This is a genomic window from Streptomyces sp. SCL15-4, from assembly GCF_033366695.1.
Lineage (GTDB): Bacteria > Actinomycetota > Actinomycetes > Streptomycetales > Streptomycetaceae > Streptomyces.
In genome coordinates this window covers 1705040-1719552 of sequence record NZ_JAOBTQ010000001.1, presented here as the reverse complement: position 1 = coordinate 1719552, position 14513 = coordinate 1705040, and the positions used below count along the sequence as shown (strand labels likewise).

Below are 14513 nucleotides of genomic sequence, written 5' to 3'. Positions count from 1 at the left end.
ACCCCTGTCACGCCGCCGGCGGTGTCCACGCCCCACGGCGCCACCCCACGGCGATCCCCGGCCCTGCGCACGCACCTCGGCACGCTCGCCGGCGCCGTCCTCCTCGGCATCCTGTTCTGGCGGCTCGGCACCGGCCCGCTGCTCGACGGGCTGCGCCGGATCGACGTCCGGACGGTGCCGGTCGCGCTGGGGATCGGCGCGGTCACCACCGTGTGCAGCGCGTGGCGCTGGCGGTTGGTGGCGGCCGGGCTGGGGCTGCGGCTGCCGCTGGGCCCGGCCGTCGCCGACTACTACCGCGCGCTGTTCCTCAACGCGGCCCTGCCCGGCGGCGTCCTGGGAGATGTGCACCGGGCGGTACGGCACGGGCGCGGCGCCGGTGACGTGCGGCGCGGGGTGACGGCGGTGGTGCTGGAGCGGGTCGCCGGGCAGCTCGCGCTGACCGTGGCCGGCGCGGTGCTGCTGGCGACCCTGCCGTCCCCGGTGCGCGCCGAGGTCCGGGCGGGTGCGCCACCGGCCGGGCTCGCCGCCGTCGGTGTGCTGGCCGTCGTACTCGCCGTCCGGATGAACCGCCCGCCGGCCCGCCGGGCCGGTGCCCTGCGCCGACGTCTCGGCGAGGCCCGGCAGGGACTGGCGTCGCGGCGCGGCGGACCCGGTGTCGCGCTGTCCTCCGCGGTCGTCCTGGCCGGGCACCTGGCCCTGTTCGTCGTGGCGGCCCGGGTCGCCGGCTCGGCCGCCCCGGTGGCGGTGCTGCTGCCGCTCGCCGTACTCGCCCTGCTGGCCATGGGCCTGCCGCTGAACGTCGGCGGCTTCGGGCCCCGCGAGGGCGTCACGGCGTGGGCGTTCGGTGCGGCCGGGCTCGGCGCGGACCGCGGCGTCGCGGTCGCCGTCGTCTACGGCGTCCTGAGCCTCCTGGCGAGCCTGCCCGGCGCCGCCGTCCTGCTCCGGCGCCGCGGCGCGGCCGTACGCGCCGGGCCCACGCTCCGCGACGGCTTCCCGCCCGCTATTCCGGAGCGGCGAGCAGCGCGAGACACGGCGCGAAGGATTCCGCCAGACTCGCCAGCAGTTTCCTGCCCTTGTCCGCCGAGCCCAGAGAAGGACGGCCTATGACACCCGATTCGCTATAGCCGGACATTCCCAGCGTGAGCAGATGACGGCGGTCGTCGGCGATGAAATCGGCGGACTCGTGGCCAGGCCGGACGAATTCGGGGTGAGCGTGCAGCAGAATGGACGTCTCGATTTCTCCCGCGTGCATATCGGTGAGCAGCGAGGTGGCCACCCCGGCCCGCTTACGCGCCGTCTCCCAGTCCTCTGCGGCCGGGAACAGGGCCATCCGCTCACCGTGCGCGGACGCCTCCTGGACGACGTTGCCCAGCACGTAGTTGCCGCCGTGCCCGTTGACCACGACCAGCGCGGCCACGCCCGAGCGGCGCAGCGACGCCGCGATGTCCGAGACCACGGCGTGCAACGTCACCGCGGAGATGCTGACGGTCCCGGGCCAGGCCGCGTGCTCGTGCGAGCAGGAGACCGTCACCGGAGGAAGGAGGTGCACCGGATACGCGGCGGCGATTCCCCGTGCCACCGCGCAGGCGACCAGCGTGTCGGTCGCCAGCGGAAGATACGGGCCGTGCTGCTCGAAGCTGCCCACGGGAAGGACGGCGACCCGCGCGCCGCGCGTCCGCACGTCCTCGGTGGTGTCCGCCGGCAGCACTCCGTGCGCCGCTTTCCAGCCGTCCGTCCGCGCACCCGAACCACTCATCTTTTCACTGCCTTTCATATCTGCTGAGGAATCAGATCATGACAGAAAACATCGGCGCCGACATCGGCGTACTCGGCAAGAAATCCCTCCGGCGTTCCGGCGTCGAACGCGTCGTGAACGCGCCGCTGCCCACCGTGTACGGGAAATTCCAGGCCATCGGTTACCTGGACCACGACCGCGGCGACGAACAAGTGGCCCTGGTGTACGGCGGGATCGGCACCGAGAACGTGCTGACCCGGCTGCACTCGGAATGCCTGACCGGGGACGCCTTCGGCTCCCGGCACTGCGAGTGCGGCGACCAGCTCGCGGCGGCCCTGCGCGCGGTCGTCGCCGAAGGCAGCGGCGTCGTCGTCTACTTGCGCGGCCACGAGGGACGCGGCATCGGACTGCTCGCCAAGCTGCGCGCGATGGCGCTGCAGGCGGAGGGACTGGACACGGTGGAGGCGAACCTCGCGCTGGGCCTGCCGGTCGACGCCCGCGACTACGGCGCGGCCGCCGGTATCCTGCACGACCTCGGGGTGCGCTCGGTACGGCTGCTGTCCAACAACCCGCGCAAACGGGAGGCGCTCGTCCGGCACGGCGTCCAGGTCGCCGAGCAGGTGCCGTTGCTGATCGAGCCGTGCGAGAGCAGCATCACCTATCTGCGCACCAAACGGGAGCGGATGGACCACCACCTGCCGCATCTGGACGCCGTCGCCCACGGGTCCTGACGAGGCGGCGGTGAGGAGGAGAAAGGCGGCGCGATGGAGCTGCGGGCACGGGTGGTCGTCGTCGGCGGCGGGGTGATCGGCACGAGCATCGCCTGGCACCTGGCCCGCGCCGGGGTGCGGGACGTCGTCCTCGTGGAGCGGGACGAACTCGCCGCCGGCTCCACCTCCAAGGCCGCCGGCGGGGTGCGCGCGCAGTTCTCCGACGAGCTGAACATCCGGCTCGGCGCGCGCAGCCTGGAGGCGTTCGGCCGCTTCGAGCGGGAGGTCGGACAGGACATCGGGCTGCACCGGGTCGGCTATCTGTTCCTGCTGTCCACCCCGGAGCAGGTGGCCTCCTTCGAGGCGGGCGTGCGGCTGCAGAACTCCCTCGGGGTGCCCAGCCGCCTGATCGGCCCGGAGGAGGCCCGCCGGCTCTCCCCGCTGATCACCACCGACGGCCTGCTGGCCGCCGCGTACTCCCCGGACGACGGCCACTGCACCCCCGAGGCCGTCGTCCACGGCTACGCGGGCGCCGCCCGCGCCCTCGGCGTCCGCGTCCTGCGCCACACCGAGGTCACCGGCATCGACCTGCGCGGCGGCACCGTCACCGGCGTCCGTACCTCTCGCGGCAAGATCGCCACGGACACGGTGGTCTGCGCGGCCGGCGCCTGGTCGCGGGCGGTCGGCGCGATGGCGGGCGTGGACCTGCCGGTGGAGCCGCTGCGCCGGCAGATCGCCGTCACCCAACCGGTGCCGGACCTGCCGGCCGCCCTGCCCATGACCATCGACTTCACCACCAGCCTCTACTTCCACCGGGAGGGCCCCGGCCTGCTGCTCGGCATGTCCGACCCGGACGAGCGGCCCGGGTTCGCCACCGGCACCCACGACCGCTGGATCCCCCGGCTCGCCGAGGCGATGCGCGCCCGCGCGCCCGCCCTGCTGGACCTGCCGCGCACCGGCGGCTGGGCGGGCCTGTACGAGAACACGCCCGACCACAACGCCCTGATCGGGGAGGCGCCGACGGTGTCCCGGTTCCTGTACGCCACCGGATTCTCCGGACACGGCTTCCTCCAGGGACCGGCCGTCGGCGAGGTGATCCGCGACCTGTACCTCGGGCGCGTACCCTTCCTGGACGTCAGCCCCCTGAGCGCCGGCCGGTTCGCGGCCGACGCCCCGCGCCCGGAGGCCAACCTGGTATGACCACGCTCCACCTGTGGCTGCGCCACGAGCCCCGTACGACCGAACGGCGCACGCCGGTCGTGCCCGCCGACGCCCGCCGCCTGGTGGACGCCGGGGCGACGCTGACCGTCGAGGAGTCCCCGCAGCGGATCTTCCCGCTGGAGGAGTACGAGGCGGCCGGCTGCCGGCCCGCCCCGGCGGGCTCCTGGACCGGCGCACCCCGGGACGCCGTGATCCTCGGACTCAAGGAACTCCCCGACGAGCCACCCGAGCTGATCCACCGTCACATCTACTTCGGGCACGCGTACAAGGGCCAGCCGGGTGCCGCCGGGCTGCTGCGCCGGTTCGCGGCCGGCGGCGGCGCGCTGCTGGACCTGGAGTACCTGGTGGACGAGGACGGGCGCAGGCTCGCCGCCTTCGGGTTCTGGGCGGGCTATCTCGGCGCCGCGCTCGCCGTGCTCCGGCACCGGGGCCGGCTCACCGCGCCGCTCGCCCCCACGGCCAAGGACGACCTGGACGCCGCCTTGCGGCCACGGGCCGGGGACGAGGAGTTCACGGCGCTGGTCATCGGCGCCCTGGGCCGCAGCGGGCGCGGCGCCGTGGCCGCCTTCCGCACGGCGGGCACCGAGGCCACCCGCTGGGACCTGGCGGAGACCCGCGACCTGGACCGGCCGGCCCTGCTCGGGCACGACGTGCTGGTCAACGCGGTCCTCGCCACCGGTTTCGTCCCGCCGTTCCTGCGCCGGGAGGACCTGGACTCCCCGGCCCGCCGGCTGCGCACCCTGTGCGACGTCACCTGTGACGTCGGCTCCCCGTTCAACGTGCTGCCCGTCTACGACCGCACCACCGACTGGGCGCGGCCCGTGCGCCGGCTGCGGGACGACCCGCCGCTGGACCTGATCGCCATCGACAACCTGCCGTCTCTGCTGCCCCGGGAGTCCAGCACCGACTTCTCGGCGGCGCTGCTGCCGCAGCTGCTCGCCTTCGGCCCCGGCGGCGCCTGGGGCCGCTGTCTCGACCGGTTCCACCAGGTCTGCCGTGAACTCGGCATCCGCGAGAGGGAGTAGGAGCATGACCGACCGTGTCCCGGCCAGCGGCACCGTCCACTGGGTCGGCGCCGGACTGTCCACCGGCAGCGGACTGGCCGCCCTGTGCGCCACGGCCGGCCGGGTCCTGCTGTGGCACCGCACCGCCGACCGCGCGGCCGAGGCCCTGGCCCGCCGGGGCCTGACCGGGCGCGCCGAGCCCCGCGCCCTCGCCCCGGACGTCCTCGCCGCCGCGCTGGAACCCGGGGACGTCGTGGTGTCGATGCTCCCGGCCGCCCGGCACGCCGGACTGCTCGCCGCGTGCGTGCGCGCCGGGGCGCACTTCGCCTGCTCCAGCTACGCCGCACCGGACCTGCTCGCGCACACGGACGCGGCGCGCGCGGCCGGCCTGACCGTGCTGACCGAGGCGGGCCTGGACCCGGGCGTCGACCACCTCTTCGCGCACAGCCTGATCGGCCGGGCCCGGGCCCGGATCGGCGCGCACACCCCGGCCTCCTACCGGCTCACCTCCTACTGCGGCGGCATCCCGGCGGTGCCCGACGGCTTCCGGTACCGCTTCAGCTGGGCCCCGCTCGGCGTCCTCAACGCCCTGCGCTCACCCGCCCGTTACCTCCAGGACGGCACCGAGACCAGGGCCGGCCGGCCCTGGGAGGCGACCCGGCCGCTGGTCCTGGCCGGCGAGAGATTCGAGGCGTACCCCAACCGCGACAGCGTCCCGTTCATCACCCGCTACGACCTGCCCGCCGCCTGGACCCCGCACACCTTCGTGCGCGGCACCCTCCGGCCGGACGGCTGGCGTGAGGCGTGGGAGCCGGTCTTCGCGGAGCTGACGGAGGGCGACGACGAGCGGATCGCCGCGCTGGCCCGGAAGCTGGCGGCGGCCTACCCGGCCACCAAGGCCGACCGGGACCGGGTGGTGCTCTCCGTCCGCCTGGAGGTGGACGCGGGGCGGGGACGCGTCTGGACCGGCGCGTATCTGCTCGACCTGACCGGCGGCACCGAGGAGTCCGCGATGGCCCGCTGCGTCTCCCGTCCGCTCGCCCTCGGCGTCCGCCACATCCTGGACGGCAGTCTGCCGGCGGGCCTGCACCGGGCGGCGGAGACCCCGCAGCGCGCGGATCGCTGGCTGGCCGAACTCGTCGACGACGGACTGGAGTTCACGCTGACGCTGGGCCAGTAGCCGGCGGGTGCGCTCAGTCCCGCACGGCCTCGTGCACCAGCCGCCGCAGCTCGGGGAACACCTTCAGCTTCTTGGGGCGCACCTGGGTCAGGAACTGCACGGTCAGGTCGTGGGCCGGGTCGACCCAGAACGCGGTGGTGGCCACGCCGGTCCAGCCGTAGGTCCCGAGGTGGGACGGGGCCAGGGTGCGGGCGGGGTCGGTGACGACGGAGACGTTGAAGCCGAAGCCGAGGCCGTCCATGCCCGGCTCCCGGTGCACCGGCGCGCCGAAGGAGCGGATGGTGGCGCCGCCGGGCAGCTGGTTGCGGGTCATCAGGGCGAGCGTGTCCGGGTGCAGCAGCCGTGTGCCGTCCAGCTCGCCGCCCCGGCGCAGCATCTCCGTGAACCGGTGGTAGTCGTACGCGGAGGAGACCAGGCCGCCGCTGCCGGACAGGAAGAGCGGCCGGCCGTGCACCGGCAGCCCCGGCACCGGCTCGATCCCGCCCTCGTCCGTCTCGCCGTACAACTCGGCCAGCCGGCCGGCCTGTCCGGGACCGACGTGGAAGCCGGTGTCGGTCATGCCGAGCGGGCCGAGGACACGTTCGGCGAAGAACGCGTCCAGCGGCCGACCGGACACCACTTCGATGACCCGGCCCAGCACATTGGAGGCGACCGAGTAGTTCCACTGGGTGCCCGGGTCCGCCTGCAACGGCATCCGCGCGTACAGCTCGATAGTCTCGGCGAGGTCCTTGCCCGGCGGCACCGAGTACTCCAGGCCCGCCGCGCGGTAGAGCGCGTCCACCGGGTGGCGGTGGTAGAAGCCGAAGGTCAGGCCCGCGGTGTGGGTGAGCAGGTGGCGGATCAGGACGGGTCCGGCGGCCGGGCGGGTGCGCACGTCGTCGCCCGAGCCGCCGGTGTACACCCGGGGCCGGGCGAAGGCGGGCAGATGGCGGTCGAGAGGATCGTCCAGGGACAGCAGGCCGTCCTGGACCAGCAGCAGCACCGCCACCGCGGTGACCGGCTTGGTCATCGAGTAGATCCGCCACAGCGTGTCCGGCTCGACCGGCAGCCCGGCCGCCACGTCCCGCAGCCCGTACGTGGTCAGATGGGCGACCCTGCCGCCGCGCGCCACCGCCACCAGGAAGCCGGGCAGACGCCCCTCGTCCACGTACCGGACGAAGTGCCCGTCCAGCCGGTGCAGGGCCCCGGGGTCCAGGCCCGCCTCCGCCGGGTCGACGTCCTGTCGCAGCCGTCCCATCGCTCTCCTCCGTCGCGTCCGTCCCGCCCCTCATCGTCGCGCAGGACCACCGGCCGGGACAGACCCGTGCGCGGCGCAGGCGCGCGGTGTCACGGCCGCCGGTCCCGGCAGCAGACGGGCCACGGGCAGGGCGAGCGCGGCCACCGCCGCCAGGGCGGGCAGCGCGGGCCCGGTGCCCGCGCCGAGCAGCGCGGTCGCCGCCGCCACGCCCACGGCGGGACCCACGTTCAGCGCGGTCTGCTGCAAGCCGAGCCGGCCCCGGGGGCCACGGCGATGCCCGCCGAGGCGGCGCCGTACCCGAGCATGCCCAGCCCGAACACCCGCCACTGCCCGTACCGGTCGCCGAGCCGCCCCGCGAACACCAGCAGGCTCGCCACCGCGACGAGATAGGCGGTGCTGGTCCACTGCACCTCGGTGAACGACGCGTCCGGGTCCCGTTGCAGGCCGGGCTGCGCGACCGTGAGGGCCGTACCGTCCAGCGCGACGACCACCGCGCCGCCGACGCTGCTCGCCAGCGTCCATGCCCGGTTCACCGGCCGTCCCCGGGACCCAGGTGCGCGGCCAGGACGGTCTCCAGCAGCGCCTCGAAGTCCTCCTCCCCGGTGGCGAGTTGCAGACTCCGCCGGCGCCACAGCTGGGCCATGCCGTGCAGGTTGGCCCACAGCGCGCCCGCCACGCGCGGAGCGTCGGTGTCCGGTCCGTCCGCGGCGATCAGTCCGGTGAGCAGCGAGAACAGCGGCAGGCTCGACTCCCGCAGCCCCAGCCGGTCACTCTCCAGCAGATCGTGACGGAACATCAGGTCGTACATGCCGGGCTGCTCCAGCGCGAACTCCAGGTAGGCCCGGGCCAGCGCGGCCGCCTGGGCACGGACGCCGCCGGTCTCCCGGTCCAGTGCGCCGCGCGCCCGCCCGGCCAGGTCGGCGAAGCCCCGCCGGGCGATGGCGGACAGCAGGTCCAGATGGGTGGGGAAGTGGCGGCGCGGCGCCCCGTGCGAGACGCCGGTGCGCCGGGCGATCTCCCGCAGCGTCAGCGCCTGGAGGCCCTCGGCGGCCAGCAGTTCCACGCCGGCGTCCACGAGACGGTCGCGCAGGCAGGTGTCGGACTCGGTCATGGACGGTGTCTACCAGCCGCTCGTAGACACCGTCTACTCGTCTGCCGGTCGAGTGTAGACGGTGTCTACTGGAGCCGGGCGGCGGGAATGCGCGGGACGGCCGGGCCGGTTGACCGGGGTATGACTCAGGACACCACCCAAGAGGCGCTGCTCGGCCTGCTCTCCGAAGGCCACGGCGGCGTACTGGTCACCCTCCGGCGCGACGGCCGCCCCCAGCTGTCCAACGTCAGCCACGCGTACTACCCGGAGGAGCGGATCATCCGGATCTCGGTCACCGACGACCGCGCCAAGACCCGCAACCTGCGCCGCGACCCGCGCGCCTCGTACCACGTCACCAGCGCCGACCGCTGGGCGTACACCGTCGCCGAGGGCACCGCCGAGCTGACCCCGGTCGCCGCCGACCCGGCCGACGGCACCGTGGCGGAACTGGAGCGGCTCTACCGCGACGTCCTCGGCGAGCACCCCGACTGGGACGACTTCCGGGCCGCCATGGTCCGCGACCGCCGTCTGGTGCTGCGGCTGCACGTCGAACGGGCGTACGGCATCCCGCGCAAGGGCTGACCCGCGTGGCGGGGCCGGGCGGAACGGGGCCGCCCGGCTACGGCGCCTCGGCGGTCCGCGCCTCGATCGCCCGCAGCACGGCCACCATGTCCTCGCCGCCGTGACCGCGCGCCACCGTCTCCCGGAACAGGGTGTGGCAGACGTCCAGGAGCGGGGAGGCGAGGCCCGCCTCCCGGGCCGCCTCCGCGATCAGCCGGTTGTTCTTCAGCACGTCCAGCGCCGCCGCCTGCACCGCGAAGTCCCGCTCGCGCAGCTTGGGCGCCTTCATCCGGGACACCGCGCTGGCCATCGGGCCCGCGTCCAGGACGTCCAGGAACAGCCGGCGGTCCAGGCCCTGCCGCTCGGCGAAGTGGAACGCCTCGGCCAGCCCGGTCACCTGGGTGATCAGGAAGAGGTTCACCGACAGCTTCATCAGCAGCGCGCCCGGCACCGCGCCGCACGCGAACGTCTCGCGGCACAGCGGCGCGAGCAGCGGCCGTACGGCGGCCACGGCGTCCTCCTCGCCGGCGAGCATCGCGACCAGCCGGCCCTGCTCCGCCGGCTCCCGGGACCCGGAGACCGGTGCCTCGACGTACCGGCCGCCGGCCGCGCGGACGTCCGCCTCCAGGGCGCGGGAGTGATCCGGGGAGGTCGTGCCCATGTGGACGACGGTCCGGCCCGCGACGCGCGCCGCCAGATCCGGTGTGCCCCGGCCGAGGACCGCGTCCACCGCGGCCTCGTCGGCGAGCATCAGCAGCACCGTCTCCGCCCGCGCGAAGACCTCGGCGGCGTCCGCCGCGACCTCGGCGCCGGCCGCGCGCAGCGGCTCCGCCCGGCCCGGGGTCCGGTTCCAGACCACCAGCGCGGTGCCGGCGCGCGCCAGCCGCAGGGCCATGGGCCCGCCCATCACTCCGAGACCGATGAATCCGACATCCATGGCCGGCCGCCCTTCGCGCCGCGCGCCGCTTATGACAGTGGTCATAGTAGCGCGCGTTATGACGACGGTCATAGGCTGGGAGGCGAGGAAACGGAGGCGAGGCATGACGAAGGCCCGGCCCGGACCGCGGGAGCGGATGGTCTTCAGCGCGGCCCAGCTCATCCGGCGGCACGGGGTCGCCGCGACCGGCATGCGCGAGGTAGCCGCGCACGCGGACGCGCCGCGCGGCTCCCTCCGGCACTACTTTCCCGGCGGCAAGGAACAGCTGGTCAACGAGGCGGTCGAGTGGGCCGGACGGTACGCGGGCAAGCGGATCGCCCGTTTCCTCGCGGGACTGGACGCGCCGGCGCCGAGCGCGCTGTTCGCGGCGATGGCCGCGCAGTGGACCGACGAGTACGCGGCGGACGGCTTCGCGGCGGGCTGCCCGGTCGCCGCCGCCACCGTCGACTGCGCCACCGCGGCCGACGCCACCCGCCGGGCGGCCGCCGCCGCGTTCACGGCCTGGCGCGCACCGCTCGCCGCGGCCCTGACCGACCTCGGCGTGCCCGCCTCCCGGGCCGAGCCGCTGGCCACCCTCATGATCAGCACCTTGGAGGGCGCGATCCTGATGGCCCGCGCCGCACAGGACACCGCCCCCCTCACCACCGCCGTCCGCGAACTCGGCCCGCTGCTCGACGCCGCCGCCCGCCGGTGACGCGGCGGCCCGCCGTCCACCCGTGACCTGGCGGGCTGTCCGGTGTGCCGTCGCACGCCCTTGCCTGTGCGCCGGGTCAGAGGGTGCTCGTGGGGCCCGCTCCGGAGGTTTCCTCCTTGACCCACATCTCCAGCAGGTCCACGAAGTCGGCCGCCCGGTGGCGCCAGTCGAGTTCCGTCACGGCGGCCTCCCGGCCCCGGCGGGCGGCGCGCAGCCGCAGGTCGGCGTCGCCGGCCAGCCGCCGTATCGCCCGCGCCGCCGCCGGCGGGTCCTGGTACGGCACCACCAGCCCGCACCCGTACCGCTCGATCAGGCCGGCGGCCAGCGGCGTCGGCGTGGTGACCACGGGCACGCCGTGGGCCATGTACTCCACGACCTTGGTGGGCCGGGAGTGCCGGTAGTTGGGCTGGTCGTGCAGCAGGGAGAGCCCGGCCAGGGCGCCGGACAGCCGGGCCAGCGCACGGTCGTTGGGCAGGAAGCCGTACCAGCGCAAGACCCCCGCCCGGTCGGCCGCCGCGAGCGCGTCGCGCACGTCGGGGTCCGCCGTGCCGATCGCCTCGACCCGCACGGCGGGGGCCAGCAGCCGCGCCAGGGCGATCAGATCGAGCGCGCCGCGCGCCCGGGACAGCTGGCCCAGGTAGACCACCCGGTCGTCGCCGGGCGCCGGGAGCGGGCCGGGCGGCGGGGCGGCGAGGTTGGGGACGACGGGGTGCGGGTGCCGGAACCGGTCCTGGTAGGCCTCCTCGGCGAGCAGCAGCCGCAGCCGGCGCTCGGCCAGCCGCTCGGCCGCCCGCACCGCCGCGCGCAGCGGCGGCCTGAGCGGCCGGGGCACCCAGTCCTTCATCGCCAGGGCCGCCGCCGTGTCCTCGTGCACGTCCCACACGACCACCGGCACCGCCCCGGACCGGCGCAGCCGGCGCAGGGTGCCGGGCAGGGCGAGCAGCAGCTCGGGATCGTGCAGCAGTATCACGTCCGCCGCCGGGCCGCGTTCGGCCAGCAGCGCCCGGGCCGCGCGCAGCGCCGCGCCCCGGTCCCGGCCGAGCGCCCGGGGCAGGTCCACGCCCTCGACGTACGGCCGGGGGACGGCGTCCCGGGCCGCGAACGGCGCCGCGTACACCACCTGGTGGCCGCGCTCGCGCAGCGCGGCGATCTGGCGGTGCAGTATGCGCGCGTCCTCCGGATGGTGGACGACGGTGACGACGAGTATCCGCATGGCAGGTCCTTCCGACTCCCCGAGGACGCACGGAGGTTCGCGAGGTGCCTACAGGACCTCGACGCCGGGCCGGTGGATCCGCCCGCGGGTGTCGAACAGCAGCCGCGCGGTGTCCGCGAGGGCCGTCAGGTCGTAGGCGGAGTGGTCCTGGAGCAGGATCGTCAGGTCGTACTCGCCGAGCGCGGCCGTCAGGTCCCCGACGCGGGGCACGTCGGCCCCGTCCACCGACCACCGCGGTACCTGCGGGTCGTGGAAGGCGACGGCGGCCTCCCGCTCCCGCAGCAGCCGGGCCACCGGCTCCGCCGGGGTCTCGCGCAGGTCGGCGACGTCCGGTTTGTAGGTGACGCCGAGCAGCAGCACCCGGGAGCCGCGCAGCGGCCGGCCGGCGGAGTTGAGCAGGTCCTGGGCGCGGCGCACCACGTACTCGGGCATCCGCCGGTTGATCTCCTGGGCCAGCCCGACGAACCGGAAGTCGTACCCGAGCGACGAACGCACCTTGTACGACAGGTAGTTGGGGTCGATCGGAATGCAGTGCCCGCCCACCCCGGGGCTCGGCCGGAAGGCCTGGAAGCCGAACGGCTTGGTGCCCGCGCAGCGGATCGCGTCCCACACGTCCACATGCAACTCGCGGCTGATGATGGCCAGTTCGTTGACCAGCGCGATGTTCACATGCCGGTAGGTGTTCTCCAGCAGCTTGGCCATCTCGGCCTCGCGGGTGCCCCTCGCCTGGACCACCATGTTCACGAACTTGGCGTAGAAGGCGACCGCGCGCAGCGCGCAGGCCGGAGTGCAGCCGCCGACCACCTTCGGGGTGTCGCGCAGCCCGTGCTGGGTGTTGCCGGGGTCGATCCGCTCGGGTGAGAAGGCGAGGGCGAAGTCCTCGCCGGCCCGCAGCCCGGACTCCTCCAGCAGCGGCCGCACGACCTCCTCGGTGGTGCCCGGATACGTGGTCGACTCCAGCACCACCAGCTGCCCGGGCTGCAGCCGTCCGGCCACCGCGCGGGTGGCGGAGACGACCGCGCCCAGATCGGGGCCGCCGTCCTCGCCGAGCGGCGTCGGCACGCAGATGACCACGGTCTGCGCGCGCGCCAGACAGGCGTCGTCGGCGGTCGCGGTGAAACCGGCCTCCCGCATCCGCCGCACCTCCTCGTCGGGGACGTCACCGACGTGCGAGCGGCCGGAGTTGAGTCCCGCGACGACCCGTGGATCGCGGTCCAGGCCCACGACGCGCAGGCCGACCGAGGCCGCCTCGCGGGCCAGTGGCAGTCCGACGTAGCCGAGACCGATCACGGCGAGTTCCATGTCGTAGACCGGTTCCGGCCCCTGCGGTCCCGGCCCTTCCTTGTCCCCGAGCGGTTGTATCCGTTCGACCTGCATAGGGATTCACCCGGCCTTCACGGCTGCGCTGGTGGGGTTCGCGGGGCGTCAGACGCATCCGAGCGAGCGATACGCCTCGCGGGTCGTCGTGGCGACCCGGTCCCAGGTGCGTTCCCGCGCGACCCTCGCGCGGGCGGCGGCTCCCCATTCGATCCGCCGCTTATGACTGTAAAGCACCCTTTCGAGTTCATCCGCCCAGACGTGTGGTGATTCAGCGGGAATCAGCCGTCCGTTCACCTCCTGTTCGACCAGCTCCCGCAGCGCGGGGAGATCGCTGGCGAGCACCGGCAGCCCGCTCGCCATCGCCTCGACCGGCTTGAGAGGGGTCACCAGACGGCACACCCGGGCCGCCGTGCGCGGCACCGCGAACACGTCCAACGCCGCGTAGAAATCGCGGACTTGGCCGTGCGGCACGCGACCGGTGAACACGGCGGTGCCGTCACCGGCCAGGCCCAGCCGGGCGGCCTGGCGCTCCAGCCGGGCCCGCTCCGGACCGTCCCCGACGATCAGCAGCCGCAACGGCACCCCGCGCCGCCGCAGCTCTACACCCGCATGGAGCAATGTGCCGATCCCCTCGTGCGGGGTGAGGCTGCCGACCGTGCCCACCACGTACGCCTCCGGGGCGATCCCGAGCCGGGCGCGCACCGCGGACCCGTCCGGCGGCGGCCCCAGGAACGTCCCGTCCACGGCGTTCGGCACGATCAGCACCCGCTCCTCGGGCACCCCGCGCGCCACGATCTCGGCCTTCATCGCGGCGCCCAGCGTCAGCACCAGATCGGCCCGGCGCATGCAGTCCGTCTCCAGCTCCCGCCGCCGGCGGTAGACCGGGTCCGCGGGGCCGCGCGCCGGGTCCTGGCTCAGCCAGGTCTCCTCCAGAAAGCCCCGCACCTCGTAGACCACCGGCAGGCCGTAGGCCTCTCGCAGGGCCAGGGCCACCCGCCCGTTGCCGTGGTCGGTGGCCGCGTGCAGCACGGCGGGCCGCAGCCGCTCCACCAGCCGCCCCGCCAGCTCGGCGTTGCGGACCAGCGCGGGCCCCTGCCCGTACGGCAGCCACAACGGCAGCAGCCGGTGCTGCGGCACCCCGCCCACCAGCTGCACCGGACCGGCGTCCAGCACGCCCCGCGCCACCGGGAACCCGATCCGGGTCACCACGTGCGGGTCCAGCCCGGCGGCCCGCTGCGCCTCGGCGAGCTTCTGGGTGCGCACGGTGTAGCCGGCGTGGGCGAACGGCAGCGAGTTGGTCACCAGATGCAGCACCCGGCCGGGCACCGGCCGCACCGGCCGCCCGGCGGGCGCGCTCACCCGAACGGCGGACGGCACCGCGCCCGGCCCCGCCGCCCGGGCCCGGGCACCGAGCCACCGCTGCACCGGCCGCACCCGGCGCCCGAGCCGCGCCGGCAGCAGCCGCGAGGCCAGCAGCGCGGCCCGGGCGGGGTCCTGGCGCAACTCGCCCCAGGCCACGGATGCGGCCAGACTGACAGCGCGGGGGAGACGACGGGACATGCCGCCACGGTAGGCCGACCCGGCTCGCGGCGCCTCGGCGCGACCACGCGC

General features: G+C 75.1%; 15 protein-coding genes and 1 pseudogene. 7 read left to right on the top strand and 9 right to left on the bottom strand.

Annotation, left to right across the window (positions count from 1 at the left end; genetic code table 11):
• Positions 1 to 21 precede the first annotated feature (21 nt).
• Complete coding sequence (locus tag SCK26_RS07190) at positions 22 to 1107, top strand: lysylphosphatidylglycerol synthase transmembrane domain-containing protein (protein ID WP_318200419.1); 1086 nt, start codon at positions 22 to 24, stop codon at positions 1105 to 1107.
• Here the strand turns inward: SCK26_RS07190 and SCK26_RS07185 are convergent.
• Positions 1001 to 1756 carry a creatininase family protein gene (locus SCK26_RS07185; protein WP_318200418.1) on the bottom strand — a complete coding sequence of 252 codons (756 nt, stop codon included), beginning with the start codon at positions 1754 to 1756 and terminating at the stop codon, positions 1001 to 1003. The genes SCK26_RS07190 and SCK26_RS07185 overlap by 107 nt on opposite strands.
• Positions 1757 to 1794: 38 nt before the next feature.
• Here SCK26_RS07185 and ribA point away from each other — a divergent pair, with 38 nt between their 5' ends.
• From ribA to SCK26_RS07165, 4 genes are read left to right on the top strand one after another with little or no spacing between them, the layout of a single operon-like run.
• A complete protein-coding gene (gene ribA / locus SCK26_RS07180; RefSeq protein ID WP_318200417.1) occupies positions 1795 to 2466 on the top strand; it encodes a GTP cyclohydrolase II in 672 nt (223 codons plus the stop codon).
• 33 nt (positions 2467 to 2499) lie between these two features.
• Positions 2500 to 3645 carry an FAD-binding oxidoreductase gene (locus tag SCK26_RS07175; RefSeq protein ID WP_318200416.1) on the top strand — a complete coding sequence of 382 codons (1146 nt, stop codon included), beginning with the start codon at positions 2500 to 2502 and terminating at the stop codon, positions 3643 to 3645.
• The gene (locus tag SCK26_RS07170) at positions 3642 to 4691 is read left to right on the top strand and encodes a saccharopine dehydrogenase (RefSeq protein ID WP_318200415.1); all 1050 of its coding nucleotides are present in this window, start codon (positions 3642 to 3644) and stop codon (positions 4689 to 4691) included. The genes SCK26_RS07175 and SCK26_RS07170 overlap by 4 nt, the downstream gene beginning before the upstream one ends.
• Before the next feature lie 4 nt (positions 4692 to 4695).
• Positions 4696 to 5850 carry a saccharopine dehydrogenase family protein gene (locus tag SCK26_RS07165; RefSeq protein ID WP_318200414.1) on the top strand — a complete coding sequence of 385 codons (1155 nt, stop codon included), beginning with the start codon at positions 4696 to 4698 and terminating at the stop codon, positions 5848 to 5850.
• Positions 5851 to 5863: 13 nt separating this feature from the next.
• Here SCK26_RS07165 and SCK26_RS07160 read toward each other — a convergent pair whose 3' ends face one another.
• The 4 genes and pseudogenes from SCK26_RS07160 to SCK26_RS07145 form a co-directional block, all read right to left on the bottom strand.
• The gene (locus SCK26_RS07160; RefSeq protein ID WP_318200413.1) at positions 5864 to 7087 is read right to left on the bottom strand and encodes a serine hydrolase domain-containing protein; all 1224 of its coding nucleotides are present in this window, start codon (positions 7085 to 7087) and stop codon (positions 5864 to 5866) included.
• A gap of 30 nt (positions 7088 to 7117) precedes the next feature.
• Entirely contained in the window at positions 7118 to 7333 is a 216-nt protein-coding gene (locus tag SCK26_RS07155) for a hypothetical protein (protein ID WP_318200412.1), read from the bottom strand.
• Between the two features lie 5 nt (positions 7334 to 7338).
• Positions 7339 to 7620 (bottom strand): annotated as a pseudogene (locus SCK26_RS07150) (MFS transporter); the annotation flags it as partial.
• Positions 7617 to 8198, bottom strand: coding sequence for a TetR/AcrR family transcriptional regulator (locus SCK26_RS07145; protein ID WP_318200411.1), 582 nt, complete (start codon positions 8196 to 8198; stop codon positions 7617 to 7619). The pseudogene SCK26_RS07150 and the gene SCK26_RS07145, both read right to left, overlap by 4 nt.
• 120 nt (positions 8199 to 8318) lie before the next feature.
• Between SCK26_RS07145 and SCK26_RS07140 the strand changes: the two genes are divergently transcribed.
• Positions 8319 to 8759 carry a PPOX class F420-dependent oxidoreductase gene (locus tag SCK26_RS07140; protein WP_318200410.1) on the top strand — a complete coding sequence of 147 codons (441 nt, stop codon included), beginning with the start codon at positions 8319 to 8321 and terminating at the stop codon, positions 8757 to 8759.
• Positions 8760 to 8796: 37 nt separating this feature from the next.
• On the opposite strand, the gene SCK26_RS07135 is transcribed toward SCK26_RS07140, so the two are convergent.
• Positions 8797 to 9675 carry an NAD(P)-dependent oxidoreductase gene (locus tag SCK26_RS07135; protein ID WP_318205943.1) on the bottom strand — a complete coding sequence of 293 codons (879 nt, stop codon included), beginning with the start codon at positions 9673 to 9675 and terminating at the stop codon, positions 8797 to 8799.
• Between the two features lie 103 nt (positions 9676 to 9778).
• On the opposite strand from SCK26_RS07135, the gene SCK26_RS07130 reads away from it, so the two are divergent.
• The gene (locus tag SCK26_RS07130) at positions 9779 to 10369 is read left to right on the top strand and encodes a helix-turn-helix domain-containing protein (protein WP_318200409.1); all 591 of its coding nucleotides are present in this window, start codon (positions 9779 to 9781) and stop codon (positions 10367 to 10369) included.
• A gap of 76 nt (positions 10370 to 10445) precedes the next feature.
• Here the strand turns inward: SCK26_RS07130 and SCK26_RS07125 are convergent, their stop codons facing one another.
• The 3 genes from SCK26_RS07125 to SCK26_RS07115 all read right to left on the bottom strand — a co-directional run bounded on the left by SCK26_RS07125 (position 10446) and on the right by SCK26_RS07115 (position 14462).
• Positions 10446 to 11582 (bottom strand): glycosyltransferase, encoded by a 1137-nt coding sequence (locus SCK26_RS07125; protein WP_318200408.1) that lies wholly within the window; start codon positions 11580 to 11582, stop codon positions 10446 to 10448.
• Between the two features lie 48 nt (positions 11583 to 11630).
• Positions 11631 to 12884, bottom strand: coding sequence for a nucleotide sugar dehydrogenase (locus SCK26_RS07120; protein ID WP_318205942.1), 1254 nt, complete (start codon positions 12882 to 12884; stop codon positions 11631 to 11633).
• Positions 12885 to 13007: 123 nt separating this feature from the next.
• On the bottom strand, positions 13008 to 14462 hold the full coding sequence (locus SCK26_RS07115; protein ID WP_318200407.1) for a glycosyltransferase family 4 protein: 1455 nt from the start codon (positions 14460 to 14462) through the stop codon (positions 13008 to 13010).
• Positions 14463 to 14513: the final 51 nt, after the last annotated feature.

Bases quoted from the DNA above. Each gene is read 5' to 3' on its own strand.
- SCK26_RS07140 (WP_318200410.1), top strand. From the start codon at position 8,319: ATGACTCAGGACACCACCCAAGAGGCGCTGCTCGGCCTGCTCTCCGAA.
- ribA (WP_318200417.1), top strand. From the start codon at position 1,795: ATGACAGAAAACATCGGCGCCGACATCGGCGTACTCGGCAAGAAATCC.
- SCK26_RS07160 (WP_318200413.1), bottom strand. From the start codon at position 7,087: ATGGGACGGCTGCGACAGGACGTCGACCCGGCGGAGGCGGGCCTGGAC.
- SCK26_RS07125 (WP_318200408.1), bottom strand. From the start codon at position 11,582: ATGCGGATACTCGTCGTCACCGTCGTCCACCATCCGGAGGACGCGCGC.
- SCK26_RS07185 (WP_318200418.1), bottom strand. From the start codon at position 1,756: ATGAGTGGTTCGGGTGCGCGGACGGACGGCTGGAAAGCGGCGCACGGA.
- SCK26_RS07170 (WP_318200415.1), top strand. From the start codon at position 3,642: ATGACCACGCTCCACCTGTGGCTGCGCCACGAGCCCCGTACGACCGAA.
- SCK26_RS07120 (WP_318205942.1), bottom strand. From the start codon at position 12,884: ATGGAACTCGCCGTGATCGGTCTCGGCTACGTCGGACTGCCACTGGCC.
- SCK26_RS07135 (WP_318205943.1), bottom strand. From the start codon at position 9,675: ATGGATGTCGGATTCATCGGTCTCGGAGTGATGGGCGGGCCCATGGCC.
- SCK26_RS07145 (WP_318200411.1), bottom strand. From the start codon at position 8,198: ATGACCGAGTCCGACACCTGCCTGCGCGACCGTCTCGTGGACGCCGGC.
- SCK26_RS07175 (WP_318200416.1), top strand. From the start codon at position 2,500: ATGGAGCTGCGGGCACGGGTGGTCGTCGTCGGCGGCGGGGTGATCGGC.
- SCK26_RS07130 (WP_318200409.1), top strand. From the start codon at position 9,779: ATGACGAAGGCCCGGCCCGGACCGCGGGAGCGGATGGTCTTCAGCGCG.
- SCK26_RS07115 (WP_318200407.1), bottom strand. From the start codon at position 14,462: ATGTCCCGTCGTCTCCCCCGCGCTGTCAGTCTGGCCGCATCCGTGGCC.
- SCK26_RS07165 (WP_318200414.1), top strand. From the start codon at position 4,696: ATGACCGACCGTGTCCCGGCCAGCGGCACCGTCCACTGGGTCGGCGCC.